The following is a 26,125-nucleotide window of genomic DNA, read 5'->3' as shown; positions in this document are numbered from 1 at the left end:
AGACTCGAGTCTCAGCGGCGTCCTCAATTCTGTGGTTGGCTCTATTCGGCCCGCAACCGCGAGACCTCGTACAGCGCAACACCCATCGCCACACTGGCGTTGAGTGACTCGGTGCCGCCGATCATCGGGATCGAGGCGATGGCGTCGCAGTTCTCCCGCACCAGACGGGAGAGCCCCTTGCCCTCGGCCCCGGCCACCAGCACGAGCGGACCGGTCGCGAGATCCAGCCCGGGCAGCGACACATCGCCCCCCGCATCCAGACCGACCACGAAACAACCTGCCGCCTTCAGCGATTCGATCGCCCGGTTGACGTTCGAGGTGCGGGCCACCGGGGTTCGCGCGGCCGCACCGGCCGAGGTCTTCCAGGCGGTGGCGGTCATGCCGGCCGACCGGCGCTCGGGCACGATCACGCCGTGGCCACCGAACGCAGCCACCGAACGCACCACGGCGCCGAGGTTACGCGGGTCGGTCACGCCGTCGAGAACCACCAGCAGGGGCGGCCTTCCACTGCGGGCCGCGGCCTCGAGCAGGTCGTCCGGGTGGGAGTAGTCGTATGCCGGGACCTGGAGAGCCAGGCCCTGGTGCACGGCGCCACCGGTCAGCCGGTCGAGGTCGGTGCGGGATGCCTCCATCAGCGGCAGACCGGCGTCGGCGGCCGTCTTGATGGCCTCCCGCACCCGGTCGTCACTGTCGATGCGGGCGGCCACGTAGAGCACCTTGGCCGGCACGCCGGCCCGCAGCGCCTCGACCACCGGGTTACGCCCGGCGACCATCTCGGAGCTGCTCGAGGACGACGAGCGCTTCTGCTGCGAACGGTTGCCACCGGTGCCGGCGGGACGCTGCTGCGAACCCCCGGTCTTGGCGGCGGAACGGGCCCGGCGCGCGGCCGGGTGGTACTCCCGCTCCGCGGCCTTGGGCGTGGGCCCCTTGCCCTCCAGGCGCTTACGGGACTGGCCACCGGTGCCGACCGTCGCGCCCTTCTTCGAACCGGGCCTACGGAGGGCCCCCTTGCGCGACGAATTACCGGCCACTACTGGCCTCCAGACTCCAACGGGCGCCTTCCGGCGTGTCCTCGACTACCACTCCGGCTGCGACGAGCCGGTCGCGGATGGCATCCGCAGTGGCGAAATCTCTTTCCTTACGGGCGGTCGCGCGGGCATCGAGCTCGGCCCGCACGAGCACGTCGAGCGCGGCGGCCAGGGCGTCGTCGGCCGCACCGCCGGTGCCCCAGGCCGGGTCGAGCGGGTCCAGCCCCAGCACCGCGGTCATCGCCCGCACCTGGTCCAGCGCCCTCTCCAGCGCCGCACCGTCGTTCTCGGCGAGTGCCCGGTTGCCCTCCCGCACGGTGTCGTGCAGAACGGCCACCCCCGCGGGCACGCCCAGGTCGTCGTCCAGCGCCGCCGCGAACGCCGGCGGCACCTTCTCGGTCGATCCGGGTGCCCCCAGCCGCTGCGCCGCCCGGTGCACGAAGTTCTCGATGCGCTCGTAGGCGGTCGTGGCGTCGGCCAGCGACTCCGGGCTGATCTCGATGTTCGACCGGTAGTGCGGCGTCGCCAGCACGTACCGCAGGACCACCGGGCGGACCGTGCGGGTCAGCTCGGCGATCGTCATGGTGTTGCCCAGCGACTTGCTCATCTTCTCGCCGGACATGGTGACCCAGGCGTTGTGCAGCCAGTAGCGGGCGAACCCGTCACCCGCCGCGCTCGACTGGGCCAGCTCGTTCTCGTGGTGCGGGAACCGCAGGTCCAGACCGCCCCCGTGGATGTCGAACTCGGCCCCCAGGTAGCGGGTGGCCATCGCCGAGCACTCCAGGTGCCAGCCCGGGCGCCCCCGGCCCCACGGCGTGGGCCAGGAGGCGGTGGCGGGCTCGCCCGGCTTGGCGCTCTTCCAGAGCGCGAAGTCGCGCGGGTCTTTCTTGCGGGCGTTCGGCGCGGTGTCGGCCGCGGCCTCCATGTCGTCGATCTTCTGCCGCGTCAGCGAGCCGTAGGCGGGGAACGAGCGCACGTCGAAGTAGACGTCGCCCGAACCGTCGGCCGCCGGGTAGGCGTGACCGGCCGCGATCAGCCGCTCGATGAGCTCCACCATCTCGGTGATGTGGCCCGTGGCCCGCGGCTCGATCGTCGGGCGCAGCACGTTCAGCACGTCGTAGGCGTGCGTGAACTCCTGCTCGTAGAGGAAGGCGTGCGCCCACCACTCCCGGCCCGCCCCGGCCGACTTCGCGAGGATCTTGTCGTCGATGTCGGTGACGTTGCGGACGTAGCTGACCTCCAGGCCGCCGTGCGTCAGCCAGCGCCGGAGCACGTCGAAGTTGACCTGGGCCCGGACGTGGCCGATGTGCGGTGAGCTCTGCGGGGTGGGCCCACAGACGTAGATGCCCGCCTTGCCGGGGACGACGGGGACGAAGTCCCGTACCTGCCGGGTCGCGGAATCAAACAGTCTGAGGCTCACCTGTCAAGGTTACCGGTCCCACCCAACTGCTTTTACTGCTGCTGGACGACGAGGGCCGTCGCGACGGCCGCCACGCCCTCTCCCCGCCCGGTCAGGCCCAGCCCGTCGGTGGTCGTGGCCGAGACCGTCACCGGGGCCCCGCAGGCGTTCGTGAGCACCGCCTGGGCCTCGTCGCGGCGCGGTCCGAGCTTGGGCCGGTTGCCGATCACCTGGATCGCCACGTTGCCGATCACCCAGCCCGCCTCGCCCAGCCGCCGGGCGGTCTCGGCGAGCAGCGTGGTGCCCGCCGCCCCCGCCCACTCCGGCTGCGAGGTGCCGAACTGCGAGCCCAGGTCGCCCAGGCCGGCGGCGGACAGCAACGCGTCGCAGGCGGCGTGTGCGGCCACGTCGGCGTCGGAGTGCCCGTCCAGCGCGCGCTCCCCCGGCCACTCCAGCCCGGCCAGCCACAGCGTCCGGGTACTGCCCTCCGGGGCGTACCCGTGCACGTCGACACCCAGTCCGGTCCGCGGCAGACCGCCGATCCGGTCGTTGACTGAAAGATCACTCACGGTCGCCAGTGTGGACCATCTAGAATCGAGGATCGTGACTGAGCCGGAAAAGCCTTGTCCCGCAGGTGCCGCAGCCTTCGTGGTGCTGGCCGGTGGCAGTGGCACCCGAGTGGGTGCCGGTGAGAACAAGGTCTATCTCCCCCTCGGCGGCCGTCCCGTCGTGTCCTGGGCGCTGTCCTGGGCCGACGCGGTGCCCGAGGTGGGCCGGGTGGTTCTGGTGATCCGCCCGCAGGACGAGGCCCGGGCCCAGGAGGCCGTGTCCGCCGCGGGTATCCGCCTGCCGGTCGAGATCATCCACGGCGGCGTGACCCGGCACGGGTCCGAGCAGAACGCGCTCGACCACCTGTCCTGGCCGATCTGCGCCGGCTCGCTGCAGGTGGTCGCCATCCACGACGGCGCCCGGCCGCTGGCCGGCCCCGGCCTGCTGCGCACCGTCATCCAGGCCGCGGCGGCCCATGGCGGCGCCGTGCCCACGCTGCCCGAGAACGAGGCCTGGGCGATGGACGAGGCGGGCCGGCTGAACCCGCCCCCGCCCGGCGAGACCCTGCACCGGGTCCAGACCCCGCAGGCGTTCCGGGCCACCCCCCTGCTCGAGGCCTACGCCCAGGCGCTGCGCGACGGCACCGAGGGCACCGACACCTCTGCCGCTCTCGAGGGCCGCAACGGGGTGCGTGTGGTAGCGGTGGCGGGCAGCCCGGAGAACCTCAAGGTCACCTTCGCCGAGGACATGACCCGGGCCGAGGCCCTCCTCCCCCACCTCCCCTCTTCGTGATCATGCAAAACCTCCCCGAAGTTCTAGAACTGTCCTGGGAAGAGTTCTAGAACGCCGGGGAGGTTTTGCATGATCACGGAAGGTTGGGGGGGGTTTCTAGTGCTCGGCCGCCACCACGGTGGCCCCCGCCGCCGCCAGTGCCGCCAGGAGCTCACCGGTCGTCGTCGCACCCGGCTCGCGCCGCCGGGCCTCCCTCAGCAGCCCCAGGCGGGTTGCCACCGGCAGCGTGACGAACCGGTGGTGCTCGCGATCGGCCGTGCCGTTCAGGCCCCCGTCCGGCCCGACCCGCTTGAGAGTGTCGGTGACCGGTCGGACGCTCGCCACCGCCGCGCCCTCGTCCTCCGTCAGCAGCCTGGCCAGCAGGGGCTCCAGCGGCCGGGTCGAGCCGTAGTCGGTCAGTACCGCGATCGCGTCGTCCGGCTCGGTGCAGGCGGCGAGGTCGTGCAGCGTGAGCACGGCGACGGCCCCGGCCGGCCCGGGGAGGCCGGCCGGAAGATCATCGGTACGGATCACCGCGACAAATGCCGTGGGCATGGGCGAGCACCTCATCAGAATTCCGGGAGTCATGATCATCCGAATCGCGACCGGTGGATTCGGGGGTTTTACGAATTCATTCACCCGGACAGCTCTGGCGATTGACCTAAAACATCGCCCGGATGATTTCGCAGCGAAACGGTACCCGATCTTCAAATGACAAAAGAAAACCGGCGCCACCACCGAAGATCGCGATGAGGTCCAGAGAACCCCGGAAACGATTTCGGCGAGGACGCCGGTTTCAGGACTTACGAAGATCCCCACCCGGCATCAGGACCGGGGAAGGTTGCCACCACCAGGGCGGCCGGGTGGATCAGGAAGCCAGGACCTCGTTGAGAAGGGCCTCGGCCTTGTCTTCGTTGGTGTGCTCCGCCAGGGCCAGCTCGGACACCAGGATCTGCCGGGCCTTGGCCAGCATACGCTTCTCACCTGCGGAAAGGCCACGGTCCTGGTCGCGGCGCCAGAGGTCACGAACAACCTCGGCCACCCGGACGACGTCGCCGGAGGCGAGCTTCTCCAGGTTGGCCTTGTACCGGCGGGACCAGTTGGTGGGCTCTTCGGCGTAGGGGGCGCGCAGCACCTCGAACACCTTCTCGAGACCTTCCTGGCCCACGACGTCCCGGACACCTACGAGGTCGACATTCATCGCCGGCACCTCGATGGTCAGATCTCCCTGAGCAACCTTCAGGACGAGGTACTGACGCTCCTCGCCTTTGATAGTACGGGTCTTGATCTCCTCGATGAGTGCCGCCCCGTGATGGGGGTAAACGACAGTCTCGCCGACCGTGAAAGCCATGTGTAAGTATCCCCTTTCCCAACTACAGACTACCACGTCCGACTCGGGAGGGACCAGAGGATCATCAGTATTTTCGCAGGTCAGAGGCATAGCAATGATGCGGCTGAACGAAAGGATGCAACACGGCTCGGTTTCGACTGATCACACGGCGTCACTTCGCCCCTGTCCCGGCGCGGTCGCCGGACCCCCGAACGCCCGGGGAACGCGCCCGGCCCGGGGGCTTGTCCCGCGCCCGGTAGTGGCCGATGCAGTAGCCGAGGCGGTTGCGGCGTGGGGTGCCTGAGGAGCTGTGCGGGGGCCCGATAGGCTGCGACCGCACTTTTCGAATCCGCAGGAGGCCAGCGCCGTGAAGCGCACCCGTGTTCTAGCCGCCAAGACCGCCCTCGCGATCGGTGCCGTCGCTCTCGGCCTGGCCGGATGCTCGGTCACCTCCCCCGCCGTGATCAAGACGCCCTACCCGGCGTCGGACGGCATCGACGCCGACCTGCCCGGCACCCAGGTGGTGCTGCGCAACCTGCTCGTGGTCGGCGCCGAGAAGGGTGGCCAGGCCGAGCTGATCGGCTCCGTCATCAACCGTGGCACCAGCGACGCCCGCGTCCAGCTGCAGGCCGCCACCGGTGAGACCGGGCAGCCCAGCCAGACCACCGTGGCCGTGGCCGCCGGTGAGTCCGTGCAATTCGGCCCGGGCGCCAACCAGACCGAGGTCGCCATCAGCGAGCTGGCCGTGGAGCCGGGTGACAACACCGGCCTGACCGCGTCCACCACCAGCGGTGGCCGCGTCGACCTGAACCTGCCGGTGCTGCCGCCCGAGGGCACCTACGCGGGCGTCACCGCGGCCCCCACACCCAGCGCCACGCCCACCGCCACCCCGACCGGCAACGGGAAGGGCAAGGGCAAGGGGAACGGCCAGTCGCCCGACGCCACCGGCACCCCCGGGGTGTCCGGCACCGCCGGCGCCGGGGAGACCGCCGCAGCCGAGGAGACCTCGGCCGCGGAAGAGACCACATCGGCCAACTGAGGCCGGTACCCGCCTGAGGGCGGCCACCCCCACAAGGGTGGCCGCCCTCAGGCGTTCACGACCGCTTCTCAGGCCTCGAACTTGTAACCCAGGCCGCGCACGGTGACCAGGTAACGGGGGCTGGCCGGATCGGGCTCCAGCTTGCTGCGCAGGCGCTTCACGTGGACGTCGAGGGTCTTGGTGTCACCGACGTAGTCGGAGCCCCACACCCGGTCGATGAGCTGCATCCGGGTGAGCACCCGGCCGGCGTTGCGCAGCAGCAGCTCGAGCAGCTCGAACTCCTTCAGCGGCATCGGCACGGCGGCGCCGTTCACGGTCACCACGTGCCGCTCGACGTCCATCCGGACCGGGCCGGCCTCGACCGTCGCCCCCTCGGCCACGTCCGGCTCGGTGCCGCGGCGCAGCACGGCGCGGATCCGGGCGACGAGCTCACGGGACGAGTAGGGCTTGGTGACGTAGTCGTCGGCGCCCAGTTCCAGGCCGACCACCTTGTCGATCTCGCTGTCCTTGGCGGTCAGCATGATCACCGGCACCTTGCTGCGCACGCGCAGCTGGCGGCAGACCTCGGTGCCGGGCAGGTCGGGAAGCATGAGGTCGAGGAGAACCAGATCGGCGCCGTTGCGGTCGAACTCGTCCAGGGCCGCCGGACCGTCGCCGGCGACTGCCACCTCGTAGCCCTCTCGGCGCAGCAGGTAGGACAGCGGGTCGCTGATCGACTCCTCGTCCTCCACCACCAGGATGCGGGTCACGGGGTTGCTCCTTTCAGCGCGGACCCCGCGTCCTGCGGGAGTCCTTTCTCAGCGGTCCCGTCGGCACCTGCGGTGTCCGGACGGGGTGGTGCGGTCTGGGTGGGGGACGCCGGCGCGTGCTCAGCCGGCTCCCAGGTCTCCGCGGTGGAGTGGTCGGAGGTGGGGCGCTGGTCGTGGGTCCCGGCGGGCTGCACGCTCTCCGGCAGGCGCAGGGTGAAGGTGGAGCCCTGACCGGACCGGCTCCACAGCATCACCTCGCCGCCGTGGTTCGCCGCCACGTGCTTGACGATGCTCAGGCCCAGGCCGGTGCCCCCGGTGACCCGCGACCGGGCCGGGTCCACCCGGTAGAAGCGCTCGAAGATCCGGTCCTGGTCGCTGGCGGTGATGCCGATGCCCTGGTCGCTCACCACCACCTCGCAGATCCCGCCGACACGGCGCACCCCGACCCCCACCCGGGTGTTCTCCGGGGAGTACGAGATGGCGTTGTCGACCAGGTTGCGCACGGCCGTGACCAGCAGGTTGTGATCGCCGTAGACCACCGCGCCGTGGTCGCCGCCGACGATCACCTCGATGTTCTTGGCGCGGAAGGCCATCTGGCACCGGTCCACGGCCTCGGCCACCACGTCGTCGATGCCGACCGGCTCCGGCGGGTGCAGGGCGTCGGCCACCTGGAGCCGGGACAGGTCGATGATCTCCTGCACCAGCTTGGTCAGGCGGATCGACTCCCGCTGCATCTGGCCGGAGAAGTGGCGCACGGCGTCCGCGTCGTCGCAGGCGTCGGCCACCGCCTCGGCCAGCAGGCTCAGGGCCCCGATCGGGGTCTTCAGCTCGTGACTGACGTTGGCCACGAAGTCGCGGCGGATCTCCTCGACGCGCTTGGCCTCGGTGCGGTCTTCCACCAGCACGAGCACCAGGTCGGGGCGCAGCGGCGCGACCCGCGCGTAGACCACCAGGCGGCCCCGGCCGAGCGGGCCGCGGGGCAGCTCCAGCTCGCGCTCGCGGACCAGGCCCAGGGTGCCGGCCTCGACCGCCATCTCGCGCAGCTGGGCGTGCACCAGCTCGCGGCCGCGGACCAGGCCGAAGGCGTGCGCGGCGGGGCTGGACTTGATCAGGCGGCCGTCGGTGCCGAGCACCACCGAGGCGGAGGCGAGCACGTTGAGTACGTCGGCGGCCCCCTCGGGGAGCGGGCCGGTGGGCGGCGGCGGGATCACCGGCGGCCGGGTGTCCCGGCGCCCGGCGACGCCCAGCACGCCGACGACCAACCCGACGACCAGGCCGATCCCGATGGCGATGGCAAAGGCCAGGGGCGTGCTCACCATGTCAGCGTAAGCTGATCCCGGGGCAGTTCTGCCGCCGAGGGCCCGGCCGGGCCAACCCTTCGGCGCCTGTTCACCTTCAGCTCGTGATCTATTCACGGGCCGCTGCGAGCGTGATGAGCGATGTGCCGTCGATCCGTCACCTGCGGTGAAGACGTCTGCCCCACCAGGTGAAGTGAGACAGCCGTGGCCGAGTCCAGAACAACAGGAGTGACAGTGAGCGGCGGTATCCGCGAGCAATTCGAGATCGATCTGCAGTCGATCGACGACCAGCTGGTCGAGATGACCAGGCTGGTCGGGTCGGCGATGGCCCGGGCCACCACCGCCCTGCTCGACGCCGACCTGAGTCTGGCCGAGAGCGTCATCGCGGCCGACGAGCAGGTCGACGCCCTGCACCACGACCTGGAGGAGCGCGCGCTGGTCCTGATCGCGCGCCAGGCTCCGGTCGCCACCGACCTGCGCACGCTGATCGCGGCGCTGCGCATGAGCGCCGACCTGGAGCGGATGGGTGACCTGGCCCGGCACGTGGCCAAGCTGGCCCGGCTGCGCTATCCGAACTCCGCGGTGCCGGCCGAGCTGCGCACCGACATCGTCGAGATGGGCCACATCGCCGAGCGCCTGGTGATCAAGACCGGCTCGATCATCGCCAGCCGCGACGTGAAGTCGGCCGAGGAGCTGGAGGCCGACGACGACGCGATGGACCGCATCCACCGCGAGCTGTTCGCCAAGCTGCTGTCGCCGGACTGGAACCACGGCGTCGAGTCGGCTGTCGACATCACGCTGCTCAGCCGTTACTACGAGCGCTACGGCGACCACGCGGTCGGCGTCTGCCGCCGCGTCGTCTTCCTGGTCACCGGTGACCACTCCGCCGCGCACGGCGAGCCGGTGAACGACCAGAACTGAACCATCCGCAAAAATGAGGGACGCACGTGGGCTGCCCACGTGCGTCCCTCATTTCTGGTTTCGGGAGACTCAGCGGCCCTGGTTGGCGACCGCGGCGACGGCCGCCGCGGCGGCGTCCGGGTCGAGGTACCGGCCGCCCTTGACGAGCGGCTTGAAGTCGTCGTCGAGCTCGTAGACCAGCGGGATGCCGGTCGGGATGTTGAGCCCGGCGATGTCTTCGTCGGAGATGCCGTCGAGGTGCTTGACCAGCGCGCGCAGCGAGTTGCCGTGCGCGGCCAGCAGCACGGTCTTACCGGCCTTGAGGTCGGGGACCACGTCGCTCTCCCAGTACGGGATGAAGCGCTCGACGACGTCTTTCAGGCATTCGGTGGACGGCCTGTCGGCACCGAGGTCCGCGTAGCGCGGGTCGCCGGCCTGGGAGAACTCGTCGTCGGCCGCGATCGGCGGGGGCGGCGTGGCGTAGGAACGGCGCCAGAGCATGAACTGCTCCTCACCGAACTCGGCCAGCGTCTGCTTCTTGTCCTTGCCCTGCAGAGCGCCGTAGTGACGCTCGTTGAGGCGCCAGTTGCGCTTGACCGGGATCCAGTGCCGGTCCGCGGCGTCGAGCGCCAGGAAGGCCGTGGTGATCGCGCGGCGCAGCAGCGACGTGTGCACGACGTCGGGAAGGATCCCGGCATCGGTCAGCAGCTTGCCGCCCGCAGCGGCCTCCTCGCGGCCCTTGGCCGACAGGGGTACGTCGACCCAGCCGGTGAACAGGTTCTTCGCGTTCCATTCGCTCTCGCCGTGACGGAGCAGCACGAGGGTGTACGCCATACCCAGCACATTAGTGGACGCGGTTTGGCCGGCCGCAGGTCACTCGCCCTGAAGCAGGTGACGAAAGGCCTCGAGGTTGCGGGTCGACTCGCCCCGGTCCACCCGCCAGGCCCATTCCCGTCGCATCGAGGTGAGGAATCCGAGCTTGAGCAGGTCGTTGAACGAGCCGTCGGACACGGTCAGGATCACCCCGAGCAGGTCGTCGATCGTGGCCGGGTTCACCCCGGCCAGTGGCAGCCGGCCGGTCAGGTAGACGTCGCCGAGCGGGTCGAGGGCGAAGGCGGCGCCCGGCAGCCGGGTGTTGCGTTGCAGCATCCAGCGGTAGAACGCCTCGTGGTTCTCGTCCGGGCGCCGCATCACGAACGCCGAGACGCTCAGGGCGCGGTCGGTGACCAGCAGCGAGACGCCCGTGCGGAGCTTGGCCTCACCGGGCAGCTCGACCACGTACTCGCCTCGGCGGGTACCGCTCTGGCACTCGATCCCCACCCCGGCGGCCCAGTCGCGGACGGCCTGTTCCGCGTCCTCACGCTCGTGGCTCATGCTGTCAGCCTGCCGCAACCGTCAACTGGGGTCCCCCGGCCACCAGGCGGCCGGGAGGTGCCCCCAGTCTGTGGTCGGCGCACGCGGCCGCGTACGTCTCCAGGGTGGTGTCCACGGTGTGGTCCCAGCTGAAGCTGTTCGCGTGGCGCACCGCCGCCGCCGCCATTCGCTGCCGCACGTGCGGGGCCCGCAGCAGGTCGTCCAGGGCGCGGGCCCAGCGCACCGGCTCGTGCCCGGTGATCAGCAGACCGGTGCGGCCGTCGCGCACCGCCGAGGCCAGGCCGCCCACCCGGGCGGCGACCACCGGCGTGCCGCAGGCCTGGGCCTCCACCGCGACCAGACCGAACGACTCGCTGTAGGACGGCATGGCCAGCAGGTCGGCCGCGCGGTACCAGTCCGCCAGCACCGGCCGGTCGGCCGGCGGATGGAACGCGACCAGGTCGCCGATGCCCAGCTCGACCGCCAGCTTCTGCAGCTCCTCCGGGCGTTCCAGACCCGAGCCGCTGGGGCCGCCGAGCACCGCGACCACCAGGTTCGCCCGGCGGGCCGGGTTCTCGGCGACCAGCTCGGCGATCGCCCGCAGCAGCACGTCGGGCGCCTTCAGCGGCTGGATCCGGCCGACGAAGAGCACCACGTCGGCGCCCTGGGGCAGGCCCAGCCGGGCCCGCGCCCCGGCCTGGCCGCCGCCCGCGGTCGGGCTGAACACGTCCAGGTCCACGCCCGGCGGGATCACCGTGACCAGCTCCGGATCGGCGCCGTACAGGCCGATCAGGTCACGCGCCTCCAGATCGGTGTTCGCGATCAGCCGGTCGGCCGCGGCCACCACCTGCTCCTCGCCGATCACCCGGCCGGCCGGTTCCGGCTTGTCGGCCCCCGCCAGCGACAGGTTCTTCACCTTGGCCATGGTGTGCATGGTGTGCAGCAGCGGCACGTTCCAGCGCTCGGACGCGAGCCAGCCCACCTGCCCCGACAGCCAGTAGTGCGAGTGGATCAGGTCGTACCAGCCGGCCGCCAGGCGCGCCTCGGTGCGCAGCACCCCGGCGCTGAAGGCGCACAGCTGCCCGGGCAGGTCGTTCTTGGCGAGACCGTCGTACGGGCCCGCGACGATGTTGCGCACCAGCACGCCGGGCAGCAGCTCGGTCAGCGGCGGCAGGTCGCCCGAGGTGGCCCGGGTGAAGATCTCCACCTCGGTACCCCGCTGCGCCAGACGCTTCGCCGTCTCCACGACGTAGACGTTGAGCCCGCCCGCATCGCCCGTACCCGGCTGCTCCAGCGGAGAGGTGTGCACAGAGAGCATTGCGACCCGTCCGGGAGTTCCGTCCGGCCTCATCAGCCCCATGCGTCCTCCTTGCTCGATGCTCCACGCCTGAAAATCCCCCGAAGGAAGCTAACTCACCAGACCAGGCCGGTCTTCCCGAACCTCCCCAGGGTGATCGTCACCACGTGGTCACGAGGGGGTGCAAATTCGTTACGAACCGGGCGGCTGCGGGAGTTCGGTGATGAGGAATCGCCCTAGGGTTGGCCTCGTGACACCCCGCCCCCACGCCGTGCAGGGCACCATCACCCGGGGCACCACCAACCCGAACCGGCTGCGCCGGGTCGACCGCTGGCTGTCCGGGCCGGCCGCTCCCCGTCTGCGCCGCGCGGCCGATCCCCTGGTCGTGGACCTGGGCTACGGCGCCAGCCCGATCACCGCGGTGGAACTGCGCGAGCGGCTGAGCGTGGTGCGGGCCGACGTCGACGTGGTCGGTATCGAGATCGACCCGGTCCGGGTCGCCGGGGCCCGGCCGCTGGAACGGCCGGGGCTGACCTTCCGGGTGGGCGGGTTCGAGCTGCCGCTGGATGGTCGCCGACCGGTCCTGGTGCGGGCCTTCAACGTGCTGCGGCAGTACGCGGAGTCCGAGGTGGCCCCGGCCTGGGACCTGGTGCGCTCACGCCTGGCCCCCGGCGGGCTGCTGGTGGACGGCACCTGCGACGAGATCGGCCGGCGCTCCACCTGGATCGCGGTGGACGGTGCGGACGGGCCGGTGTCGCTGAGCATCTCGCTGCGGCTGGGTGGGCTGGAACGGCCCTCGGACGTGGCCGAGCGCCTGCCCAAGGCCCTGATCCACCGCAACGTCCCTGGTGAACGGGTGCACGCGTACTTGAACGCCCTCGACTCGGCCTGGGCCCGCAACTCCCCGCTCAGCTCGTTCGGGGTGCGTCAGCGCTGGCTGGCCGCGGTGTCGGCGGTGAAGGCGGAGGGCTGGCCGGTGCTGGACGGCCCGGCCCGCTGGCGGCTGGGCGAGATCACGGTGAGCTGGGACGCGGTCAGGCCTCGATGAGGATGGTCATCGGGCCGTCGTTGACCAGTTCGACCTGCATGTCGGCGCCGAACCGGCCGGTGGCGACCTTGAGCCCGTGCTCGCCGCGCAGGACTTCGGCCAGGGACTCGACCAGGGGCTGCGCCACCGGGCCGGGCGCGGCCTGGTTCCAGGACGGGCGGCGGCCCTTGGCGGTGTCCGCGTAAAGGGTGAACTGGCTGATCAGAAGCACTCCGGCGCCGAGGTCGACCGCCGACTTCTCGCCCGCCAGGATGCGCAGGGTGGCGACCTTCTTGGCAATGGTGGCCACCTGGACCGGGCCGTCGTCATGGGTGACTCCGACGAGGACCACCAGGCCGGGCCCGTCGAGGGCGCCGACCTCCTCACCCTCGACCGTGACCCGACCGGATGACGCGCGCTGAACGACTGCTCTCACGGTCGTTCAGCGTAGTAGCTACCTCAGAACCGGTCGGCCAGGCTCACCTGGTCGAGCTGGTAGCGGCGGGCCACCTCGGCGGTCAGCGTGTCCACGACCTGCTGAACCGCCCGGCGCGAGGCGGAAGTTCGGCTCTCGATGTCGATCAGCTGGCGGATCGCGGACTCCAGCTCGGCGTCGGGCATGTCCAGGTCGGACACGCTGACGTCGGAGACGGCCCGCTCAGCCTCGCGGCGGTGCTCGCCCACCCGGCTCGGGGTGGCGGCCAGGTGCCGACCCAGACCGCGGTCGGTGCGCTTCTCGCCACCCAGGATGCGCTTGAGCGTCTCGGCGATCGCCTCGTCGGTGCGGTTGCCGAGCACCGGGGCGTCGGAACCCTCCCCGCTGCGGCGCTGCTGCTCGGCCCGCAGGATGTCGATGCGGCCCTGCAGCAGACGGCGGGCGTAGGAGAGGTCGACCTCTTCCTGGTCGGCCTCGGCGCGGCGGACGCGGACCTCGTCGAGGTCGAGCACGTCGATCCCGTCCAGATATCCCGGCGCGAGTACCCGGTCGATCCGGCGACGCCCTCCGGGCCTGTACTCGGTCATGGACCCTCCTGAGGTCGGGCAATCACGCTGACACCGCTGAGCTCGCGGGTTGCGAGCGCGGCGACGAGAGCCGACTCTAGCGGCTCTTCGGTGGCGAAGCGTGACTGCGCGACCCCGTTCCGCGACGAGTCGCGCGGAAGGGGCCGGCCCGGAGGGACTACCTCACCAGCGGCCGTAGGGCCCGCTGTTGCCGCCGCCGGTGATCGACTTGATCGCGGGGCGCACGTCGGCGAGGTACACGCAGGAGGCCACGAAGGCGATGAGGTTGAAGAAGTTGAACGGGTAGATCTGGATCGCGAAGATCGTGCCGATGGCCGTCGCGACGCCGAGGATGGTCAGCCACAGCGGCTTGGTCAGCTTGCCGGCGGCGGTGAACGCGTCTGCCCGCTGGCGCAGTGCGTCGATGAGGGCGTAGGCCATCACGGCGAGAGCCAGGACGGCGATCGCCACCGTCAGCATCTTCTCTAGGCTCCAGAGCGCGTTCATACGCATACCTTAAGGTGTCAGGGCGATCCCCGGTCGTCCCTCCGGGGGATGGTCTGAGGAGACAACGATCGGAACCGGCGATCGTTCCCGCCGGTTCTGTCCCGGTACTTCGCCCCTATTCGCCCACCTTCCGGACCGTGCTCCTCGGGGCCCGCGGCGCCGCGTTGGCCGCCTTGCGGGCGGTCGTGGTCTTCGCCGTCTTCGTGGCAGCTGCACTCTTCCGGGTGGTCGAGGTCTTCTTCGCCGGGGTGCGGGGGCGCGTGACGGCCTTGTCGCCGCCGTCGCCGACGGCCACGGCGCGGAGCACGGCCTCCTCATTGAGCCTGGTCGGCGTTGCGGTCGGCTCCGTGGTTCCGGGGCGCCCCGCCCGGAGTGTGCCACGCAGGGCGGTCGCGGTGTCGTCGGCGGCCCGGCGGGCGACCGTGACGGCGGCCCGGCCCCGGTCCAGGGTGCTGCCGGCCTGGGCGCGGAACGTCTGGGTGTCGGACTGCGTGGAGACCCGCTCGACCAGGTCCTTACCGCGCCGGGCCAGCTCCGAGTAGACGGCCTCGGCGCGGACCGCGACCTCCAGGGCCCGCGCGACGGCACGGGTGGGCGCCTGCTCGGCCTGCTCGCGCAGCACCTTCGGGTCGATCGAGGTGACGCGCTTCTCGACGTCCGAGGCGAACTTCTGCTGCAGCGACGCGGCGCCGGCCGCGGCGGCCCGCACCTGCTGGACGGCCAGGTCGGTCGCGCCGAGGGCGGCGAAGAGCGGCGTGGTACTGAGCGAGGGGCGGCCGTTGCCCGTGCTCGTCGACTCGGTGCTGGTGGCCATGAGGTCCTCCTGGTCAGGTGCCGGATTCGGCTGCTGCCGCGAGGAGCCGCCGGGTGGGCCCGCCGGCGGCGCTGCCGATGGACGGAAGTTCGGTGAGCCGTTCAGTCGTCGGTGCCGACCTCACGCAGCGAGGGCTTCGGCGCCGGCGAACGCCGGGTGCGGGTGGTGCGGGGCGCCCGCCCGGTGGCCGGTTTGAGCACGCTGCGGCGGCCGGTGCCGGCCGGATGGTCCTCAGCCGCGACCACGGGCTCAGTTGCCTGGTCGGAGTCCGCCTCGGCGGACTTGAGACCGCTCTTGGCGATCAGGGGCACGACGGTGGCCGCGACCTCCGCGGCCGCGTCACCGGCGTGCCGGCCGGCCTCGGCGTCGTCGCGCGCGTTCTCCGCCCGGAACGTCTCGTAGATGTCGAGCAGCACCCGCTTCTGCCGGGCGGTCAGGCGCATGTCGCTCTGGATCGCCACCTCGGCCTCGACGCCGACGGACTCCTCCAGCAGGCCGGCCCGCTGGAACAGCGCCTCGGCGGAGATCTGCAGCCCCTTGGCGATCTGCGTGAGCACCTCGGCGGAGGGCTTGCGCAGACCGCGCTCGATCTGGCTCAGGTAGGGGTTGCTGACCCCGGCGACGTGCGAGAGCTGCCGCAGCGAGAGCTTCGCGCTCTCCCGCTGTTCCCGCACGAAAGCTCCGAGGTCACTCACCCGGTCGGGCACTTTGATGGTCGCCACCCGGCCACTGTGCTTGCTCGAGTTAGCACTTTGCAAGCTGACCGACGTCCCGGTACACATGATGCGGGTCACAGCAAAGCGGGCAATCCGATCAGCTCGCGGGCCTCGACGACGCTCATCGCCGGGCGTTGCAGGGTGCTGGCCAGGGCCGCGGCGCGGGCCACCAGCTCGGCGTTGCCGGTGACCGGGCGGCGCGGGGCGTAGAAGGTGTTGTCCTCCATGCCGACCCGCAGGTGCCCGCCCATCGCCAGGCTCGCGGCGAGCACCGGGAGGTGGCCGCGCCCGATCCCGGTGGCCGACCACGAGGTCACCCCGGCGGGCAGCGCCTGGATCCCGGCGACCAGGGCCGGCCCGGTCGCGGGCAGGCCGCCGGGCACCCCCAGCACGAAGTCCGCGTGCACCCGGCCCCCGGCGGGCGGGCCGAACTCGTCCAGCAGCCGGGCCATCGACGTCACCTGGCCGAGGTCGAACAGCTCGAACTCCGGCACCACCCCGGCGAACTGCGTGCGGCGGTAGAGCTCGGCCATGAACGGCCAGGGATTGCTGAACACGTCGTCGCCGAAATTGACCGTGCCGCAGGTCAGAGAGCAGGAGTCGGGCTCCGCCTCGAGCACGGCCAGCCGGGCGTCGAGCGGGTCGTGCACGCTGCCACCGGTGGAGAGCTGCACGATCAGCGCGGTGCTCTCCCGCAGCGCGGCCACGGTCTCGCGCAGCCGGCCGAGGTCGAGCGTGGGCCGGTGCTCCTCGTCGCGGATGTGCACGTGGATCATCGCCGCGCCCGCCGCCTCGCAGGCCCTGGCCTCGGCGACGAGCTCGTCGAGGGTCGTGGGCAACTGCGGGCAGCCGGCCTTGTCGATCTCGGCGCCGGTCGGGGCAACGGTGATCAGTGTGCGACTCATCCGGCCATCGTGAACGCGGACCGGAAATTTATCCAGAGAAGCGAGGCGCGGCCGCAAGATCTTCGCCCACCCGTTCATTCGTGATCAGGCAGACCTTTCCCGGTTCTGGGTCGAGGGTCTGCCTGATCACGAGAGTTGGGGGGCAGATCAGGCCTGCGGCAGGCGGCGGATCTTCGGGACGACGGCGGAGGGTCCCGAGGCGGCGTCCACCACGATCTCCTGGCCGGCCTCGACCCCACCGGCCACCAGCTGCGCATCGGCCGGGGTGGAGCGCTTGAGCACGGCCAGGGCGATCGGGCCGAGCTCGTGGTGCCGGGCGGCGGTGGTGACCCGGCCGACCTCGCGGGTGCCGTGGAGCACGGTGGCGCCGGTGACGGGCAGCTCGTTCATCGTGCCGTCCAGGTGCAGCATCACCAGGCGGCGCGGCGGGCGGCCCAGGTTGTGCACGCGGGCGACGGTCTCCTGGCCGCGGTAGCAGCCCTTCTCCAGGTGGACGGCGGTACGCAGCCAGTCCAGCTCGTGCGGGATGGTGCGGTGGTCGGTCTCGAAACCGAGCCGGGGCCGCCAGGCGGCCACGCGCAAGGCGTCCACTGCCCACGTGCCCGCGGCGTCGTCGAACTCCCCCGCCGCCACCCGCGTCCCAAATTCTTCTCTCGGGATCAGCACCTCGCGCCAGGCCCAGGCCGGGTGACCTTCCACCTCGATCTCGGCGGTGGTGTAGAGCGCGGCCCCGACCCCCTGCTCGGGCCACGGGTCACGCCACGCCAGCGGTTCGCCCGGAGTGCTCTCGGCGTCGACGGGCTCACCGATCACGGCCCAGTCGGCCGTCACGTCGGCGACCTCGACCCGCAGCATGAACTGCATCTTCTTCAGGAACGCGACCAGGGCCGGCGCGGTGCCGGGCTCGACCGTGATCCAGACCGCCGTGCCGTCGTCCACCAGGTGCAGGTCGTGCTCGACGTGCCCGTTCGGCGTGAGCAGCAGCGCCTCGGTGGAGGTGTACGGCGCCAGGCCGCTCAGCGCCTGAGTGGTCATCGAGTGCAGCCAGGTCAGCCGGTCCGGCCCCTCGATGCGCACCACCCCGCGGTGGGAGAGGTCGGCCTTCGCCGTACCCGCCTCCAGCCGCCGCTGCTCCGCCGTCGGATTGCCGTAGTGCCAGGCCAGACCCGCGTCGGGGCCCTCGGCCGGAACCGCCCCGGGCCGCTCGAGCAGCGGACTGCGGTAGGTCAGCTCGGTGGGACTCCCGGGCACAGCGACGTCACTCATGTCTGTCTCCAGCGCGCCGGGCCGCACAGAACTTCCCGGATCAGTGATGTCCGTGGCCCGTGTCTTCGTCACCCCGGCACTGCGCGCAGGTGCCGTGCAGCGACAGGTGGGCCAGGTCGGTCTCGAAACCGTGGGCGGCGCGCACGGCGTCGGCCAGCGGGCGGGCCAGGTCGAGGTCGGCCTCGTCGATGCGCCCGCAGCCCCGGCAGACCAGGTGCAGATGATTGACGTGGCTGGCCACCTGGTAGGTCGGCGAACCGTGGGTGAGGTGGGTGTGGCTGACGACGCCGATCTTCTCCATCAGCTCCAGCGACCGGTAGACCGTGGAGAGATTGACCGTGTCGCCCGAGTCGGTCTCGACGAAGTCGCAGACGTCTTCCGGGGTGGCATGACCGAGCTCGGAGACCGCGCGCAGCACCGACCGGCGCTGGGGGGTGGCTCGCAGGCCACGCTCCCGCAGCGCCTGGTCGAGTGCCTGCGCGGTCACCTTGCCCACCGCGTCAGACCCGCTTGAGCCGGGCCGAGGCGTGGGACTGCAGCGGCTGCCCCTCGGCCGCCATGTCCAGCGCCCAGAGCAGGTCGGACTCGACCAGGCCGTAGAGCCGCGTGGCCGCGGTGTACTCCTTGGCCGTGGACGTGCGCGCGACCAGGTCGGTCTGCAGGTCGATGCGCGGGCCGTCGACCCGGCCCAGGTAGATCTCGCAGATGCCGGTGGGGTGCACGAGCAGCACCTCCAGCTCGGTGCCCGGGTTCTCGGGGTCTTCCGACGTGGCCACCGGGCGCCAGTAGCCGGTCTCGGTGGCCAGCGGCTCGACCTGGTTCCCCGCGTCGTCCAGCCGCCACATCCGCGAGACGTACGACAGGAACGGCCGCCCGTCGTGCGAGAACTCGATCTCCTGGCCGAACTGGGCCTCTTCGATGGTCGGGTAGCCGATCACGCCGGCCCCCTCCCAACGCCCGATCAGCCAGGCCAGGGGCGCGAGCGGGGTGGGCAGGTCGGTGTCTAGTTGGAACGCCACCCGCCGATCGTAAGCGGCGCACGGGCCGAACCCGAACCCGAAGCCCCGTCCCCCGTGATCATGCGAACCTCCCCCCGCCCCCCAATCCTCCGTGATCATGCAAAACCTCCCCGGCGTTCTAGAACTCTCACGCGGACAGTTCTAGAACTCCGGGGAGGTTTTGCATGATCACGGAAGGAGGGGCGAGCCCTCGCGGTAGCTTCGCCACGTGGACGGATCAGCTGCATCGCTCGTCATCGAGGTGACCGTCGGGCCCGAGGAACCGGAGCGCTGCCATCAGGCCTTCACCGTGGCGGCCGCGGCGTGTGCGTCCGGGGTGCCCGTGCACATCTGGCTGAGTGGTGACGGCAGCTCGCTCGCCCGGCCCGGCCGGGCCGCCGACGTGGAACTGGAACACGCCCCGCCGCTGCCCGAGCTGATCGATCTCGTCCTGGAGTTCGGCAGCGTGTCGGTGTGCTCGCAGTCGGCCGCGCGCCGTTCGATCACGCCCGGTGACGTGCTGCCCGGCGTCACGATCGCGGGGGCGGCCACCTACGTGGAACGTCTCCTGCGGCCGGGGACCCAGGCGCTCGTGTACTGAGGCTCAGCCGATACCGAGGCGGAAGACGGCGTAGGCGGCGGTGCCGGCCGCGGCGATCGGGGCCGCGGCCCGGGCCAGGGTGGCCGGTTGCAGGCGGGTCATCAGCCCGTCGGCGTCGACCAGCCGGTCGATCGCGATGCCGACCCCCGAGACGGCGACCCCGACGGCCGCCGCGGTGAGCACCGGAACCCCGCCGACCACGAACGACGCGATCACCGACGCCGCCGGACCGGTACCGAGCCCGGCCCAGGTGAGCACGGACGGGGACAGGGGCAGGGCCAGGGCGACCCGGGCGGCCGCGGCGCCGGCGGCGGCCACGACCACGGCCTGCGCACCGCCGCTGTCGGCGACCAGGATCCAGCCGGCGGCCAGCACCGCGACGAACTGGCCGGCCAGTGTGCCGGTGACGGACTCGACCAGGTCGTGGCGGCCGTCCTGACGCACGATCTCGTGGCCGAAGCTGCTCAGGACGGCGCCGGCCATCACGCCGGAGAACACCGAGAGCGGCTGGTCGACGTCGATCCGGGGCGAGACCGCGACGGTCCCGGCCACCAGGCCGCTCACACCGAGAACCAGGACCAGGGCGGACGTGCCGGGACGATGCGGGAGCCGGAGCAGGTCGCTCCAGCCGATCGCCAGGGCCAGAACGGTGAGCCCGGCCGCGGCCGCGATCATCCATCCTCCGGCGTAACCGGCCACGGCGAGAACGGCGGCCGCCACGATGGCGAGGCCGGCGGGAAGCGGGGCGGTCACGGTCGCATCCTGACAGATGGCCGCACCCGGCCCCCGGCTGAGCGCGTCTTCGGGCACCTCCGGCCGGGCTCGCGGGCCGATCCCGGCCTGATCACGGGCAGAAGCCGGACCTCGATCCCGGACAAATCCGCCCGCACCAGCACGCGGTGACGATCCGCCGGTCACCGATGCCGCGAGAGTCACACCTCACACCCCTTGGCGGGAACGCACCGAACCGGATTCACTGCAGACACCCTCCGGAAACGCTCCGGTGAGGTCACGTTTACGTTCAGATCCGCGCTTACGTGATTCATCTGTGACGTTGCGTGGCGACAAAACCCCGGTAACCCCTGTGCCAACAACGTGTTGTCACATACGCTTGAGCCGGTTGCGCTCCGCAAAGACGCGGCAACACGGGGGTTCGCCACCTGCACGGTCGGACGACGCGGAGGTCTCACCAGATGGCTTCACTCCTTCTCTTGACGAATGCCCTCGCTCCCTCCGCCGAGGTGCTGCCGGCTCTCGGCCTGCTGCCGCACCAGATCCGGGTGCTGCCGGCCGAGGCGGCTGTTCTCGTCGACGCCCCACCGGCCGACGCCGTGATCGTCGACGGTCGTCGCGACCTGGCGGGCGCACGCTCCCTGTGTCGTCTGCTGCGCACCACCGGTCTGTCCTCACCGCTGCTGCTCGTGCTGACCGAAGGCGGGATGGCCGCCGTCGTCGCCGACTGGGGTGCCGACGACGTGCTGCTCGACTCCGCCGGCCCGGCCGAGGTGGAGGCCCGCCTGCGGCTCGCCGCCGGTCGCAGCCGCCTGGCCGAGGCGCAGCAGTCCGACGAGACCCCGGAGATCCGCGCCGGTGACCTGATTGTGGACGAGGTCACCTACAGCGCCCGGGTGCGGGGCCGTGCTCTCGATCTCACCTACAAGGAGTTCGAGCTGCTCAAGTTCCTCGCGCAGCACCCGGGCCGGGTCTTCACCCGCGCGCAGCTGCTGCAGGAGGTCTGGGGCTACGACTACTTCGGTGGCACCCGCACCGTCGATGTCCACGTGCGGCGTCTGCGCGCCAAGCTCGGTCCCGAGCACGACGCGCTGATCGGCACCGTGCGTAACGTCGGCTACCGGTTCGTGCCCCCGGGTCGCGAGCGGGTCGGTGTCGAGGAAACGGTGGACGCGTAGGTGAACATCCGGGTGGACGCGTAAAGCGTTCGCCATCCGTTCACATCGGGCCCGAGGTCACCTCGGGTCGAGGTCTCGCCGTCACGACATATGCTGCGAACGGTGATCCCCAGCGTGCAGATCGTCGTATCCGACCAGCTTTCCGAGGCCGAAGCCGAGGGCGTGCGGGCCGTTCTCGCCGCCGCGACGGCTGCCGACAAGGCCGCACCGATCTCCGAGCACGTGTTGCTTCAGCTCGGTCCCGCGGTCGGGTCGGGCCGTCACCTGGTGGTGCGCGACGCCTCCGAGGCGATCGTGGGCTACGCCCACACCGAGATCTCCCCGGAGAAAGACGGTCCCCGCACGATCGTGGACGCCGAGGCGGTCGTCGCCCCGCAGAGCCGTCGCCAGGGTTTCGGGCGGGCTCTGCTGGAGAGAATGGGGGACGCGGATCACCTCGCCCGGATCTGGTCGCACGGCGATCACCCCGGGGCCCGGGCGCTGGGCGCCCGGCTGGGCTACCGCGTGGTGCGCGAGCTGCTGCAGCTGCGCCGCCCCCTGACGGGTGCCGACGACCTGCCCGAACTGCGGGTTCCGGAGGGCGTCACCCTGCGCGCGTTCCGGCCCGGTGAGGACGATGCGCAGTGGCTGCGGGTGAACGCGGCCGCGTTCAGCTGGCACCCCGAGCAGGGCCGCATGACCCAGGCCGACCTGGACGCCCGCAAGGCCGAGCCGTGGTTCGACCCGTCCGGGTTCTTCATCGCCGAGCAGGACGGCCGCATGCTCGGTTTCCACTGGACCAAGGTGCACCCCGAGGGACTCGGCGAGGTCTACGCCGTGGGGGTGGACCCGGAGCGCCACGGTGGCGGGCTGGGCACGGCGCTCACGCTGGCCGGGCTGCGGCACCTGGCCGGGCTGCGCCTATCCGCCGTGGGCCCGAACCCCAACGAAACGGGCCTGGACACCGTTCTGCTCTACGTGGAGGCCGACAACGCCCCGGCGCTGAAGGTCTACCACCGGCTGGGATTCACGCCCTTCGGCGTCGACGTGGTGCACGAGGGCCCGTACGCCGACGCCGCGAAGGACTGAAGTTGCGGCCCTCGCACGCCGAACCAGGCCGTAGGGATGGACTTTCGCCCGCGGCTCCCCGCGGGTCAGAACCGACAACCGCACTGATCCGGGCTCATCGCCGGGATCGGGACACCGAGCGCGAGACCAGGACAGTGAGAGCATGGCGGACATGACCAGCTCGGACGGCCCCTCCCCCACCCCGGCGGCCACCCGGAAGTCCAGCGCGGCCGGCAGCCCGACGAACGCCCGTCCGGGCCCGTCGACCGCTGCCGGGACATCGCGCACCCGGAAGACCGCGTCATCCCCCACCCGCACCCCCTCAACCCGGAAACGGGCTGCTGCACAAGAGAAACCGACCGCTGCAGCTGACGGGCCGGTCGGCGGGGCAGCCGCCCCGCAAGACGGCTCCGCCGTCACGGCGACCACCCGTCCCCGCCGGGCAGCCACCCGCCGCGCCCCGGCACCGAAGATCGCCACGACCGCGTCGGACAGCGCCGCGGGAGCCACGACCACCGCGACGGCCACCGCCGAGCCGGACCGGACGCCGGGCGGCCGGACGCCGGGCGGCCAGACGCCGGGCGGCCGGACGCCGGGCGGCCGGACTCGGACCAACGAGAGTCAGGCGGACCAGAGCCAGGGCGATCCGAACCAGGCCGACAGGGCCCAGCCGGCCGAGCCCCGGGCCGATTCCGAGACCCCGGCCGAGTCGGCGGCCCAGGCCGAGTCGGCGGCCCAGGCCGAGTCGGCGGCCCAGGCCGGACAGGATGATCCGGCCGGCCCCACCCGGAAAGCCGCAGCCGGCAAGACCGCCGTGCGGCGCCCCCCGGCCCAGAAGGCCGCCACCCGCAAGACTGCCACCCGCAAGACCGCCACCGCGCGCACCGCTGCGGCCCGGCAGAGCACGGCGCGGAAGGCGACGAGCGTGGTTGGCCGAGCCGTCGCCGAGCCGGCCGGACAGACCGGGCAGGCCAATCGGGCCAATCCGGTCAAGACAGCCGAGACAACCGGGACAACCGGGACAACCGGGACGGCGCTCGCCGGACCGACGCCGGACCCGGCGGCGCCCACCGCGGCGACCCGGCGCAAGCCGGCGACCCGAAAGGCCGCGGCGCGTACGTCGTCCTCAGGCACAACGGCCGCCACCCCGCAGGAGGCCACCGTGAGCAGAACCGGAAAGACCGCCGCCGGCCCGACCGCGCCGGACGGGCCGGACGCCGGCCGGCGCAGTTCCCGGAAGACAGCGAAGACGGCCAGGAAGTCGACGCCGAACCGGGGGGCGCGGTTCGCCGGCGAGCCGCCGGCGTCGACCGTCGACGACCTGCCCGAGGCCCTCCTGACCCCCGAACCGCCGGCCGCCCCCGTCGAAGCGGTGGCCAGTAAGGAAGACGTGACCCCCGACCGCAACTCCTCCACGGACAGCCGTTCCGACGCCGTCAGCTCACTCGTCGCCGCCGCCGAGGACGCCCAGCTCACCGCGTTGTTCCGGGAGGTGGAGCAGCCGCCGGTGCGACGGTTCCTCGACCGCGAGCTGAGCTGGCTGGCGTTCAACGAGCGGGTGCTGGAGCTGGCGCGCGATGCCGATCTCCCGCTGCTGGAGCGGGCCCGGTTCCTCGCGATCTTCGCGAGCAACCTGGACGAGTTCTTCATGGTGCGGGTTGCGGGATTGAAGCGGCGCATCGCGACCGGTCTGGCGGTGCGCGCGGCGAGTGGTCTGGAGCCGCGGGACCTGCTGGGGCGCATCCGTTCCCGGGCGCACGAGCTCCAGGCGGAGCACGCCAAGCTGTTCTCCGCCGACATCGCCCCGGCGCTGGCCGAGGCCAACATCACCATCGCCCGCTGGGACCAGCTGGCCGAGGACGAGCAGGGGCGTCTGCACCGGTTCTTCCGCGAGCAGGTGTTCCCGGTGCTGACACCGCTGGCGGTCGACCCGGCCCACCCGTTCCCGTACATCTCCGGGCTCTCGCTGAACCTGGCCGTGGTGCTGCGTAACCCGGTCACCGAGAAGGAGATGTTCGCCCGGGTCAAGGTGCCGCAGCTGCTGCCGCGCCTGGTGAACGTCGACGCCGACGACGAGGCGAACAACGTCGACGAGGGTGACGACCTGCCGCGCGCGCGGTTCGTGCCGCTGGAAGACATCATCGCCACGCACCTCGACCAGCTCTTCCCGGGCATGGAGGTGCTGGAGCACCACACCTTCCGGGTGACCCGCCAGGAAGATCTGGAGGTCGAGGAGGACGACGTCGAGAACCTCCTCAAGGCGCTGGAGAAGGAGCTGCTGCGGCGGCGTTTCGGCCCGCCGGTGCGCCTGGAGGTGGCCGAGGACATCGGGCCGCACATGCGTGAGCTGCTGGTGCGCGAGATGGGCGTCAGCGAGTCCGAGGTGTTCCCGCTGCCGGAGCCGCTGGACCTGCGCGGGCTGAACCTGGTCGCCGACCTGGACCGGCCGGAGATGCACTACCCGAAATACGTCGCGGCCACCCCGCGGCAGCTGTCGGAGGTGGAGCGCTCCAAGCCGACCAACGTCTTCGACGCGATCAAGCGCCGCGACATCCTGCTGCACCACCCCTACGACTCGTTCTCCACGACCGTGCAGGCGTTCCTGGAGCAGGCGGCCGACGACCCGCAGGTGCTGGCGATCAAGCAGACGCTGTACCGCACCTCGGGCGACTCGCCGATCGTCGACGCGCTGATCGACGCGGCCGAGGCGGGCAAGCAGGTGCTGGCCGTGGTGGAGATCAAGGCCCGCTTCGACGAGCAGGCCAACATCGCCTGGGCCCGCAAGCTGGAACGCGCGGGCGTGCACGTGGTCTACGGCATCGTCGGCCTGAAGACACACGCCAAGCTCAGTCTGGTGGTGCGCCAGGAGGCCGACGGGCTGCACCGCTACTGCCACGTGGGCACGGGCAACTACAACCCGAAGACCGCGCGGCTGTACGAGGACCTGGGTCTGCTGACGTGCGACCCGCAGGTCGGCGAAGACCTGTCCCGGCTGTTCAACCAGCTCTCCGGCTACGCCCCGAAGACGGCCTACCGCCGCCTGCTGGTAGCCCCGCGCTCGCTGCGCACGGGCCTGGTCGACCGCATCGAGCGGGAGATCGCCAACCATGAGGCGGGCCGCCCGGCCGGGGTGAAGATCAAGATCAACTCGATTGTCGACGAGGTGATCATCGACGCGCTGTACCGGGCTTCCAGTGCCGGGGTGAAGGTGGACGTGATCGTGCGCGGTATCTGCGCGATCCGGCCCGGCGTGCCCGGCCTGAGCGAGAACATCCGGGTGCGCAGCATCCTCGGCCGGTTCCTGGAGCACTCCCGGGTGTTCTGGTTCGCCGGCGGCGGTGAGCCGGTGGTCTACATCGGCAGCGCGGACATGATGCACCGCAACCTGGACCGCCGGGTGGAGGCCATGCTGCGGCTGCGCGACCCGCGGGACGTGGCCGAGCTGGAAGAACTGCTGAACGTGTCGATGGACGCGGACACGTCTTCCTGGCACCTGGACGGCGAGGGCGTGTGGACGCGTCATCACCACGACTCGGAGGGCCAGCCCCTGCGCGACCTCCAGTCGTACATCATCGCCAGCCGCCCGCCGAAGAGGTCCGGACGCAGGCGTTAGGCCTCT

At 71.5% G+C, this 26,125-nt stretch carries 28 protein-coding genes; 8 read left to right on the top strand and 20 right to left on the bottom strand.

The genetic code is table 11. The features are described from left to right. Positions 1 to 41: 41 nt before the first annotated feature. From rlmB to ispF, 3 genes are read right to left on the bottom strand one after another with little or no spacing between them, the layout of a single operon-like run. Complete coding sequence (rlmB, locus tag LR393_RS25285) at positions 42 to 1,031, bottom strand: 23S rRNA (guanosine(2251)-2'-O)-methyltransferase RlmB (RefSeq protein WP_231487204.1); 990 nt, start codon at positions 1,029 to 1,031, stop codon at positions 42 to 44. Beyond that, positions 1,021 to 2,448: a cysteine--tRNA ligase gene (gene cysS / locus LR393_RS25280; protein ID WP_231487203.1), complete on the bottom strand. Its 1,428-nt coding sequence runs from the start codon at positions 2,446 to 2,448 to the stop codon at positions 1,021 to 1,023. Before cysS ends, rlmB begins: the two co-directional genes overlap by 11 nt. Before the next feature lie 32 nt (positions 2,449 to 2,480). Further along, positions 2,481 to 3,005, bottom strand: a complete 525-nt coding sequence (ispF, locus tag LR393_RS25275; RefSeq protein WP_407937352.1) for a 2-C-methyl-D-erythritol 2,4-cyclodiphosphate synthase — start codon at positions 3,003 to 3,005, stop codon at positions 2,481 to 2,483. A 25-nt stretch (positions 3,006 to 3,030) separates the two neighbouring features. Here ispF and LR393_RS25270 point away from each other — a divergent pair, with 25 nt between their 5' ends. Further along, entirely contained in the window at positions 3,031 to 3,768 is a 738-nt protein-coding gene (locus LR393_RS25270) for an IspD/TarI family cytidylyltransferase (RefSeq protein ID WP_231487201.1), read from the top strand. Between the two features lie 96 nt (positions 3,769 to 3,864). Here the strand turns inward: LR393_RS25270 and LR393_RS25265 are convergent, their stop codons facing one another. Together LR393_RS25265 and LR393_RS25260 are read right to left on the bottom strand one after the other, a co-directional pair. After that, positions 3,865 to 4,302 (bottom strand): 2-C-methyl-D-erythritol 4-phosphate cytidylyltransferase, encoded by a 438-nt coding sequence (locus LR393_RS25265; protein WP_231487200.1) that lies wholly within the window; start codon positions 4,300 to 4,302, stop codon positions 3,865 to 3,867. Between the two features lie 313 nt (positions 4,303 to 4,615). Beyond that, positions 4,616 to 5,098 (bottom strand): CarD family transcriptional regulator, encoded by a 483-nt coding sequence (locus tag LR393_RS25260; protein ID WP_231487199.1) that lies wholly within the window; start codon positions 5,096 to 5,098, stop codon positions 4,616 to 4,618. Positions 5,099 to 5,444: 346 nt separating this feature from the next. On the opposite strand from LR393_RS25260, the gene LR393_RS25255 reads away from it, so the two are divergent. Beyond that, positions 5,445 to 6,116 (top strand): hypothetical protein, encoded by a 672-nt coding sequence (locus LR393_RS25255; RefSeq protein ID WP_231487198.1) that lies wholly within the window; start codon positions 5,445 to 5,447, stop codon positions 6,114 to 6,116. 68 nt (positions 6,117 to 6,184) lie between these two features. Here the strand turns inward: LR393_RS25255 and LR393_RS25250 are convergent, their stop codons facing one another. Together LR393_RS25250 and LR393_RS25245 are read right to left on the bottom strand one after the other, a co-directional pair. Continuing rightward, on the bottom strand, positions 6,185 to 6,865 hold the full coding sequence (locus LR393_RS25250; protein WP_231487197.1) for a response regulator transcription factor: 681 nt from the start codon (positions 6,863 to 6,865) through the stop codon (positions 6,185 to 6,187). Next, entirely contained in the window at positions 6,862 to 8,184 is a 1,323-nt protein-coding gene (locus LR393_RS25245; protein WP_231487196.1) for a sensor histidine kinase, read from the bottom strand. The genes LR393_RS25250 and LR393_RS25245 overlap by 4 nt, the downstream gene beginning before the upstream one ends. A 225-nt stretch (positions 8,185 to 8,409) precedes the next feature. On the opposite strand from LR393_RS25245, the gene phoU reads away from it, so the two are divergent. Beyond that, complete coding sequence (gene phoU / locus LR393_RS25240) at positions 8,410 to 9,084, top strand: phosphate signaling complex protein PhoU (RefSeq protein WP_345718688.1); 675 nt, start codon at positions 8,410 to 8,412, stop codon at positions 9,082 to 9,084. Positions 9,085 to 9,153: 69 nt separating this feature from the next. Here phoU and LR393_RS25235 read toward each other — a convergent pair whose 3' ends face one another. Genes LR393_RS25235 through mshA form a run of 3 tightly spaced genes read right to left on the bottom strand, consistent with a single transcriptional unit; the run spans position 9,154 to position 11,776 of the window. Beyond that, entirely contained in the window at positions 9,154 to 9,897 is a 744-nt protein-coding gene (locus tag LR393_RS25235) for a phosphoglyceromutase (RefSeq protein ID WP_231487194.1), read from the bottom strand. Between the two features lie 39 nt (positions 9,898 to 9,936). After that, on the bottom strand, positions 9,937 to 10,437 hold the full coding sequence (locus tag LR393_RS25230; protein WP_231487193.1) for a YbjN domain-containing protein: 501 nt from the start codon (positions 10,435 to 10,437) through the stop codon (positions 9,937 to 9,939). Between the two features lie 4 nt (positions 10,438 to 10,441). Continuing rightward, on the bottom strand, positions 10,442 to 11,776 hold the full coding sequence (gene mshA / locus LR393_RS25225; RefSeq protein WP_231487192.1) for a D-inositol-3-phosphate glycosyltransferase: 1,335 nt from the start codon (positions 11,774 to 11,776) through the stop codon (positions 10,442 to 10,444). Between the two features lie 160 nt (positions 11,777 to 11,936). Between mshA and LR393_RS25220 the strand changes: the two genes are divergently transcribed. After that, positions 11,937 to 12,761, top strand: coding sequence for a methyltransferase domain-containing protein (locus LR393_RS25220; protein ID WP_407937349.1), 825 nt, complete (start codon positions 11,937 to 11,939; stop codon positions 12,759 to 12,761). On the opposite strand, the gene dtd is transcribed toward LR393_RS25220, so the two are convergent. From dtd to LR393_RS25175, 9 genes are all read right to left on the bottom strand, one after another. Further along, a complete protein-coding gene (gene dtd / locus LR393_RS25215) occupies positions 12,748 to 13,176 on the bottom strand; it encodes a D-aminoacyl-tRNA deacylase (protein WP_231487190.1) in 429 nt (142 codons plus the stop codon). The genes LR393_RS25220 and dtd overlap by 14 nt on opposite strands. 23 nt (positions 13,177 to 13,199) lie before the next feature. Then, complete coding sequence (locus LR393_RS25210) at positions 13,200 to 13,763, bottom strand: RsiG family protein (protein WP_231487189.1); 564 nt, start codon at positions 13,761 to 13,763, stop codon at positions 13,200 to 13,202. Positions 13,764 to 13,925: 162 nt separating this feature from the next. Continuing rightward, the gene (locus tag LR393_RS25205; RefSeq protein ID WP_231487188.1) at positions 13,926 to 14,249 is read right to left on the bottom strand and encodes a DUF2516 family protein; all 324 of its coding nucleotides are present in this window, start codon (positions 14,247 to 14,249) and stop codon (positions 13,926 to 13,928) included. Between the two features lie 115 nt (positions 14,250 to 14,364). Beyond that, positions 14,365 to 15,063 (bottom strand): hypothetical protein, encoded by a 699-nt coding sequence (locus LR393_RS25200; RefSeq protein WP_231487187.1) that lies wholly within the window; start codon positions 15,061 to 15,063, stop codon positions 14,365 to 14,367. A 101-nt stretch (positions 15,064 to 15,164) separates the two neighbouring features. Further along, positions 15,165 to 15,785, bottom strand: a complete 621-nt coding sequence (locus LR393_RS35710; protein WP_331282981.1) for a helix-turn-helix domain-containing protein — start codon at positions 15,783 to 15,785, stop codon at positions 15,165 to 15,167. 68 nt (positions 15,786 to 15,853) lie between these two features. Next, complete coding sequence (locus LR393_RS25190; RefSeq protein WP_231487186.1) at positions 15,854 to 16,684, bottom strand: BKACE family enzyme; 831 nt, start codon at positions 16,682 to 16,684, stop codon at positions 15,854 to 15,856. Positions 16,685 to 16,831: 147 nt separating this feature from the next. Continuing rightward, positions 16,832 to 17,950 carry a CAF17-like 4Fe-4S cluster assembly/insertion protein YgfZ gene (gene ygfZ / locus LR393_RS25185; RefSeq protein ID WP_231487185.1) on the bottom strand — a complete coding sequence of 373 codons (1,119 nt, stop codon included), beginning with the start codon at positions 17,948 to 17,950 and terminating at the stop codon, positions 16,832 to 16,834. Positions 17,951 to 17,990: 40 nt separating this feature from the next. Next, the gene (locus LR393_RS25180) at positions 17,991 to 18,437 is read right to left on the bottom strand and encodes a Fur family transcriptional regulator (protein ID WP_231487184.1); all 447 of its coding nucleotides are present in this window, start codon (positions 18,435 to 18,437) and stop codon (positions 17,991 to 17,993) included. Between the two features lie 13 nt (positions 18,438 to 18,450). Continuing rightward, the gene (locus LR393_RS25175) at positions 18,451 to 18,969 is read right to left on the bottom strand and encodes an FABP family protein (RefSeq protein WP_231487183.1); all 519 of its coding nucleotides are present in this window, start codon (positions 18,967 to 18,969) and stop codon (positions 18,451 to 18,453) included. A gap of 208 nt (positions 18,970 to 19,177) precedes the next feature. Here LR393_RS25175 and LR393_RS25170 point away from each other — a divergent pair, with 208 nt between their 5' ends. Continuing rightward, on the top strand, positions 19,178 to 19,549 hold the full coding sequence (locus tag LR393_RS25170) for a DsrE family protein (protein ID WP_231487182.1): 372 nt from the start codon (positions 19,178 to 19,180) through the stop codon (positions 19,547 to 19,549). Positions 19,550 to 19,552: 3 nt separating this feature from the next. Here LR393_RS25170 and LR393_RS25165 read toward each other — a convergent pair whose 3' ends face one another. Beyond that, a complete protein-coding gene (locus tag LR393_RS25165; RefSeq protein ID WP_231487181.1) occupies positions 19,553 to 20,302 on the bottom strand; it encodes a hypothetical protein in 750 nt (249 codons plus the stop codon). Positions 20,303 to 20,742: 440 nt separating this feature from the next. Between LR393_RS25165 and LR393_RS25160 the strand changes: the two genes are divergently transcribed. The 3 genes from LR393_RS25160 to LR393_RS37175 all read left to right on the top strand — a co-directional run bounded on the left by LR393_RS25160 (position 20,743) and on the right by LR393_RS37175 (position 26,119). Continuing rightward, positions 20,743 to 21,459, top strand: coding sequence for a winged helix-turn-helix transcriptional regulator (locus LR393_RS25160; RefSeq protein WP_231487180.1), 717 nt, complete (start codon positions 20,743 to 20,745; stop codon positions 21,457 to 21,459). Between the two features lie 90 nt (positions 21,460 to 21,549). Beyond that, entirely contained in the window at positions 21,550 to 22,527 is a 978-nt protein-coding gene (mshD, locus tag LR393_RS25155; RefSeq protein ID WP_269327844.1) for a mycothiol synthase, read from the top strand. 1,459 nt (positions 22,528 to 23,986) lie between these two features. Further along, on the top strand, positions 23,987 to 26,119 hold the full coding sequence (locus LR393_RS37175; protein WP_407937351.1) for an RNA degradosome polyphosphate kinase: 2,133 nt from the start codon (positions 23,987 to 23,989) through the stop codon (positions 26,117 to 26,119). Positions 26,120 to 26,125 lie beyond the last annotated feature (6 nt).

Origin of the sequence: Kineosporia mesophila, from assembly GCF_021129235.1 — a bacterium.
GTDB classification, from domain to species: Bacteria; Actinomycetota; Actinomycetes; order Actinomycetales; family Kineosporiaceae; genus Kineosporia; species Kineosporia mesophila.
Note: the sequence above shows the minus strand (reverse complement) of the source record. Positions and strands in the feature narration are given on the sequence as shown.

Excerpts from the sequence above, each read along its gene's own strand:
- LR393_RS25265 (WP_231487200.1), bottom strand. The coding sequence starts at position 4,302 with ATGCCCACGGCATTTGTCGCGGTGATCCGTACCGATGATCTTCCGGCC.
- LR393_RS25260 (WP_231487199.1), bottom strand. The coding sequence starts at position 5,098 with ATGGCTTTCACGGTCGGCGAGACTGTCGTTTACCCCCATCACGGGGCG.
- LR393_RS25245 (WP_231487196.1), bottom strand. The coding sequence starts at position 8,184 with ATGGTGAGCACGCCCCTGGCCTTTGCCATCGCCATCGGGATCGGCCTG.
- LR393_RS25235 (WP_231487194.1), bottom strand. The coding sequence starts at position 9,897 with ATGGCGTACACCCTCGTGCTGCTCCGTCACGGCGAGAGCGAATGGAAC.
- LR393_RS25230 (WP_231487193.1), bottom strand. The coding sequence starts at position 10,437 with ATGAGCCACGAGCGTGAGGACGCGGAACAGGCCGTCCGCGACTGGGCC.
- mshA (WP_231487192.1), bottom strand. The coding sequence starts at position 11,776 with ATGGGGCTGATGAGGCCGGACGGAACTCCCGGACGGGTCGCAATGCTC.
- LR393_RS25220 (WP_407937349.1), top strand. The coding sequence starts at position 11,937 with ATGAGGAATCGCCCTAGGGTTGGCCTCGTGACACCCCGCCCCCACGCC.
- LR393_RS25210 (WP_231487189.1), bottom strand. The coding sequence starts at position 13,763 with ATGACCGAGTACAGGCCCGGAGGGCGTCGCCGGATCGACCGGGTACTC.
- LR393_RS25205 (WP_231487188.1), bottom strand. The coding sequence starts at position 14,249 with ATGAACGCGCTCTGGAGCCTAGAGAAGATGCTGACGGTGGCGATCGCC.
- LR393_RS25200 (WP_231487187.1), bottom strand. The coding sequence starts at position 15,063 with ATGGCCACCAGCACCGAGTCGACGAGCACGGGCAACGGCCGCCCCTCG.
- LR393_RS25190 (WP_231487186.1), bottom strand. The coding sequence starts at position 16,684 with ATGAGTCGCACACTGATCACCGTTGCCCCGACCGGCGCCGAGATCGAC.
- ygfZ (WP_231487185.1), bottom strand. The coding sequence starts at position 17,950 with ATGAGTGACGTCGCTGTGCCCGGGAGTCCCACCGAGCTGACCTACCGC.
- LR393_RS25160 (WP_231487180.1), top strand. The coding sequence starts at position 20,743 with ATGGCTTCACTCCTTCTCTTGACGAATGCCCTCGCTCCCTCCGCCGAG.
- mshD (WP_269327844.1), top strand. The coding sequence starts at position 21,550 with ATGCTGCGAACGGTGATCCCCAGCGTGCAGATCGTCGTATCCGACCAG.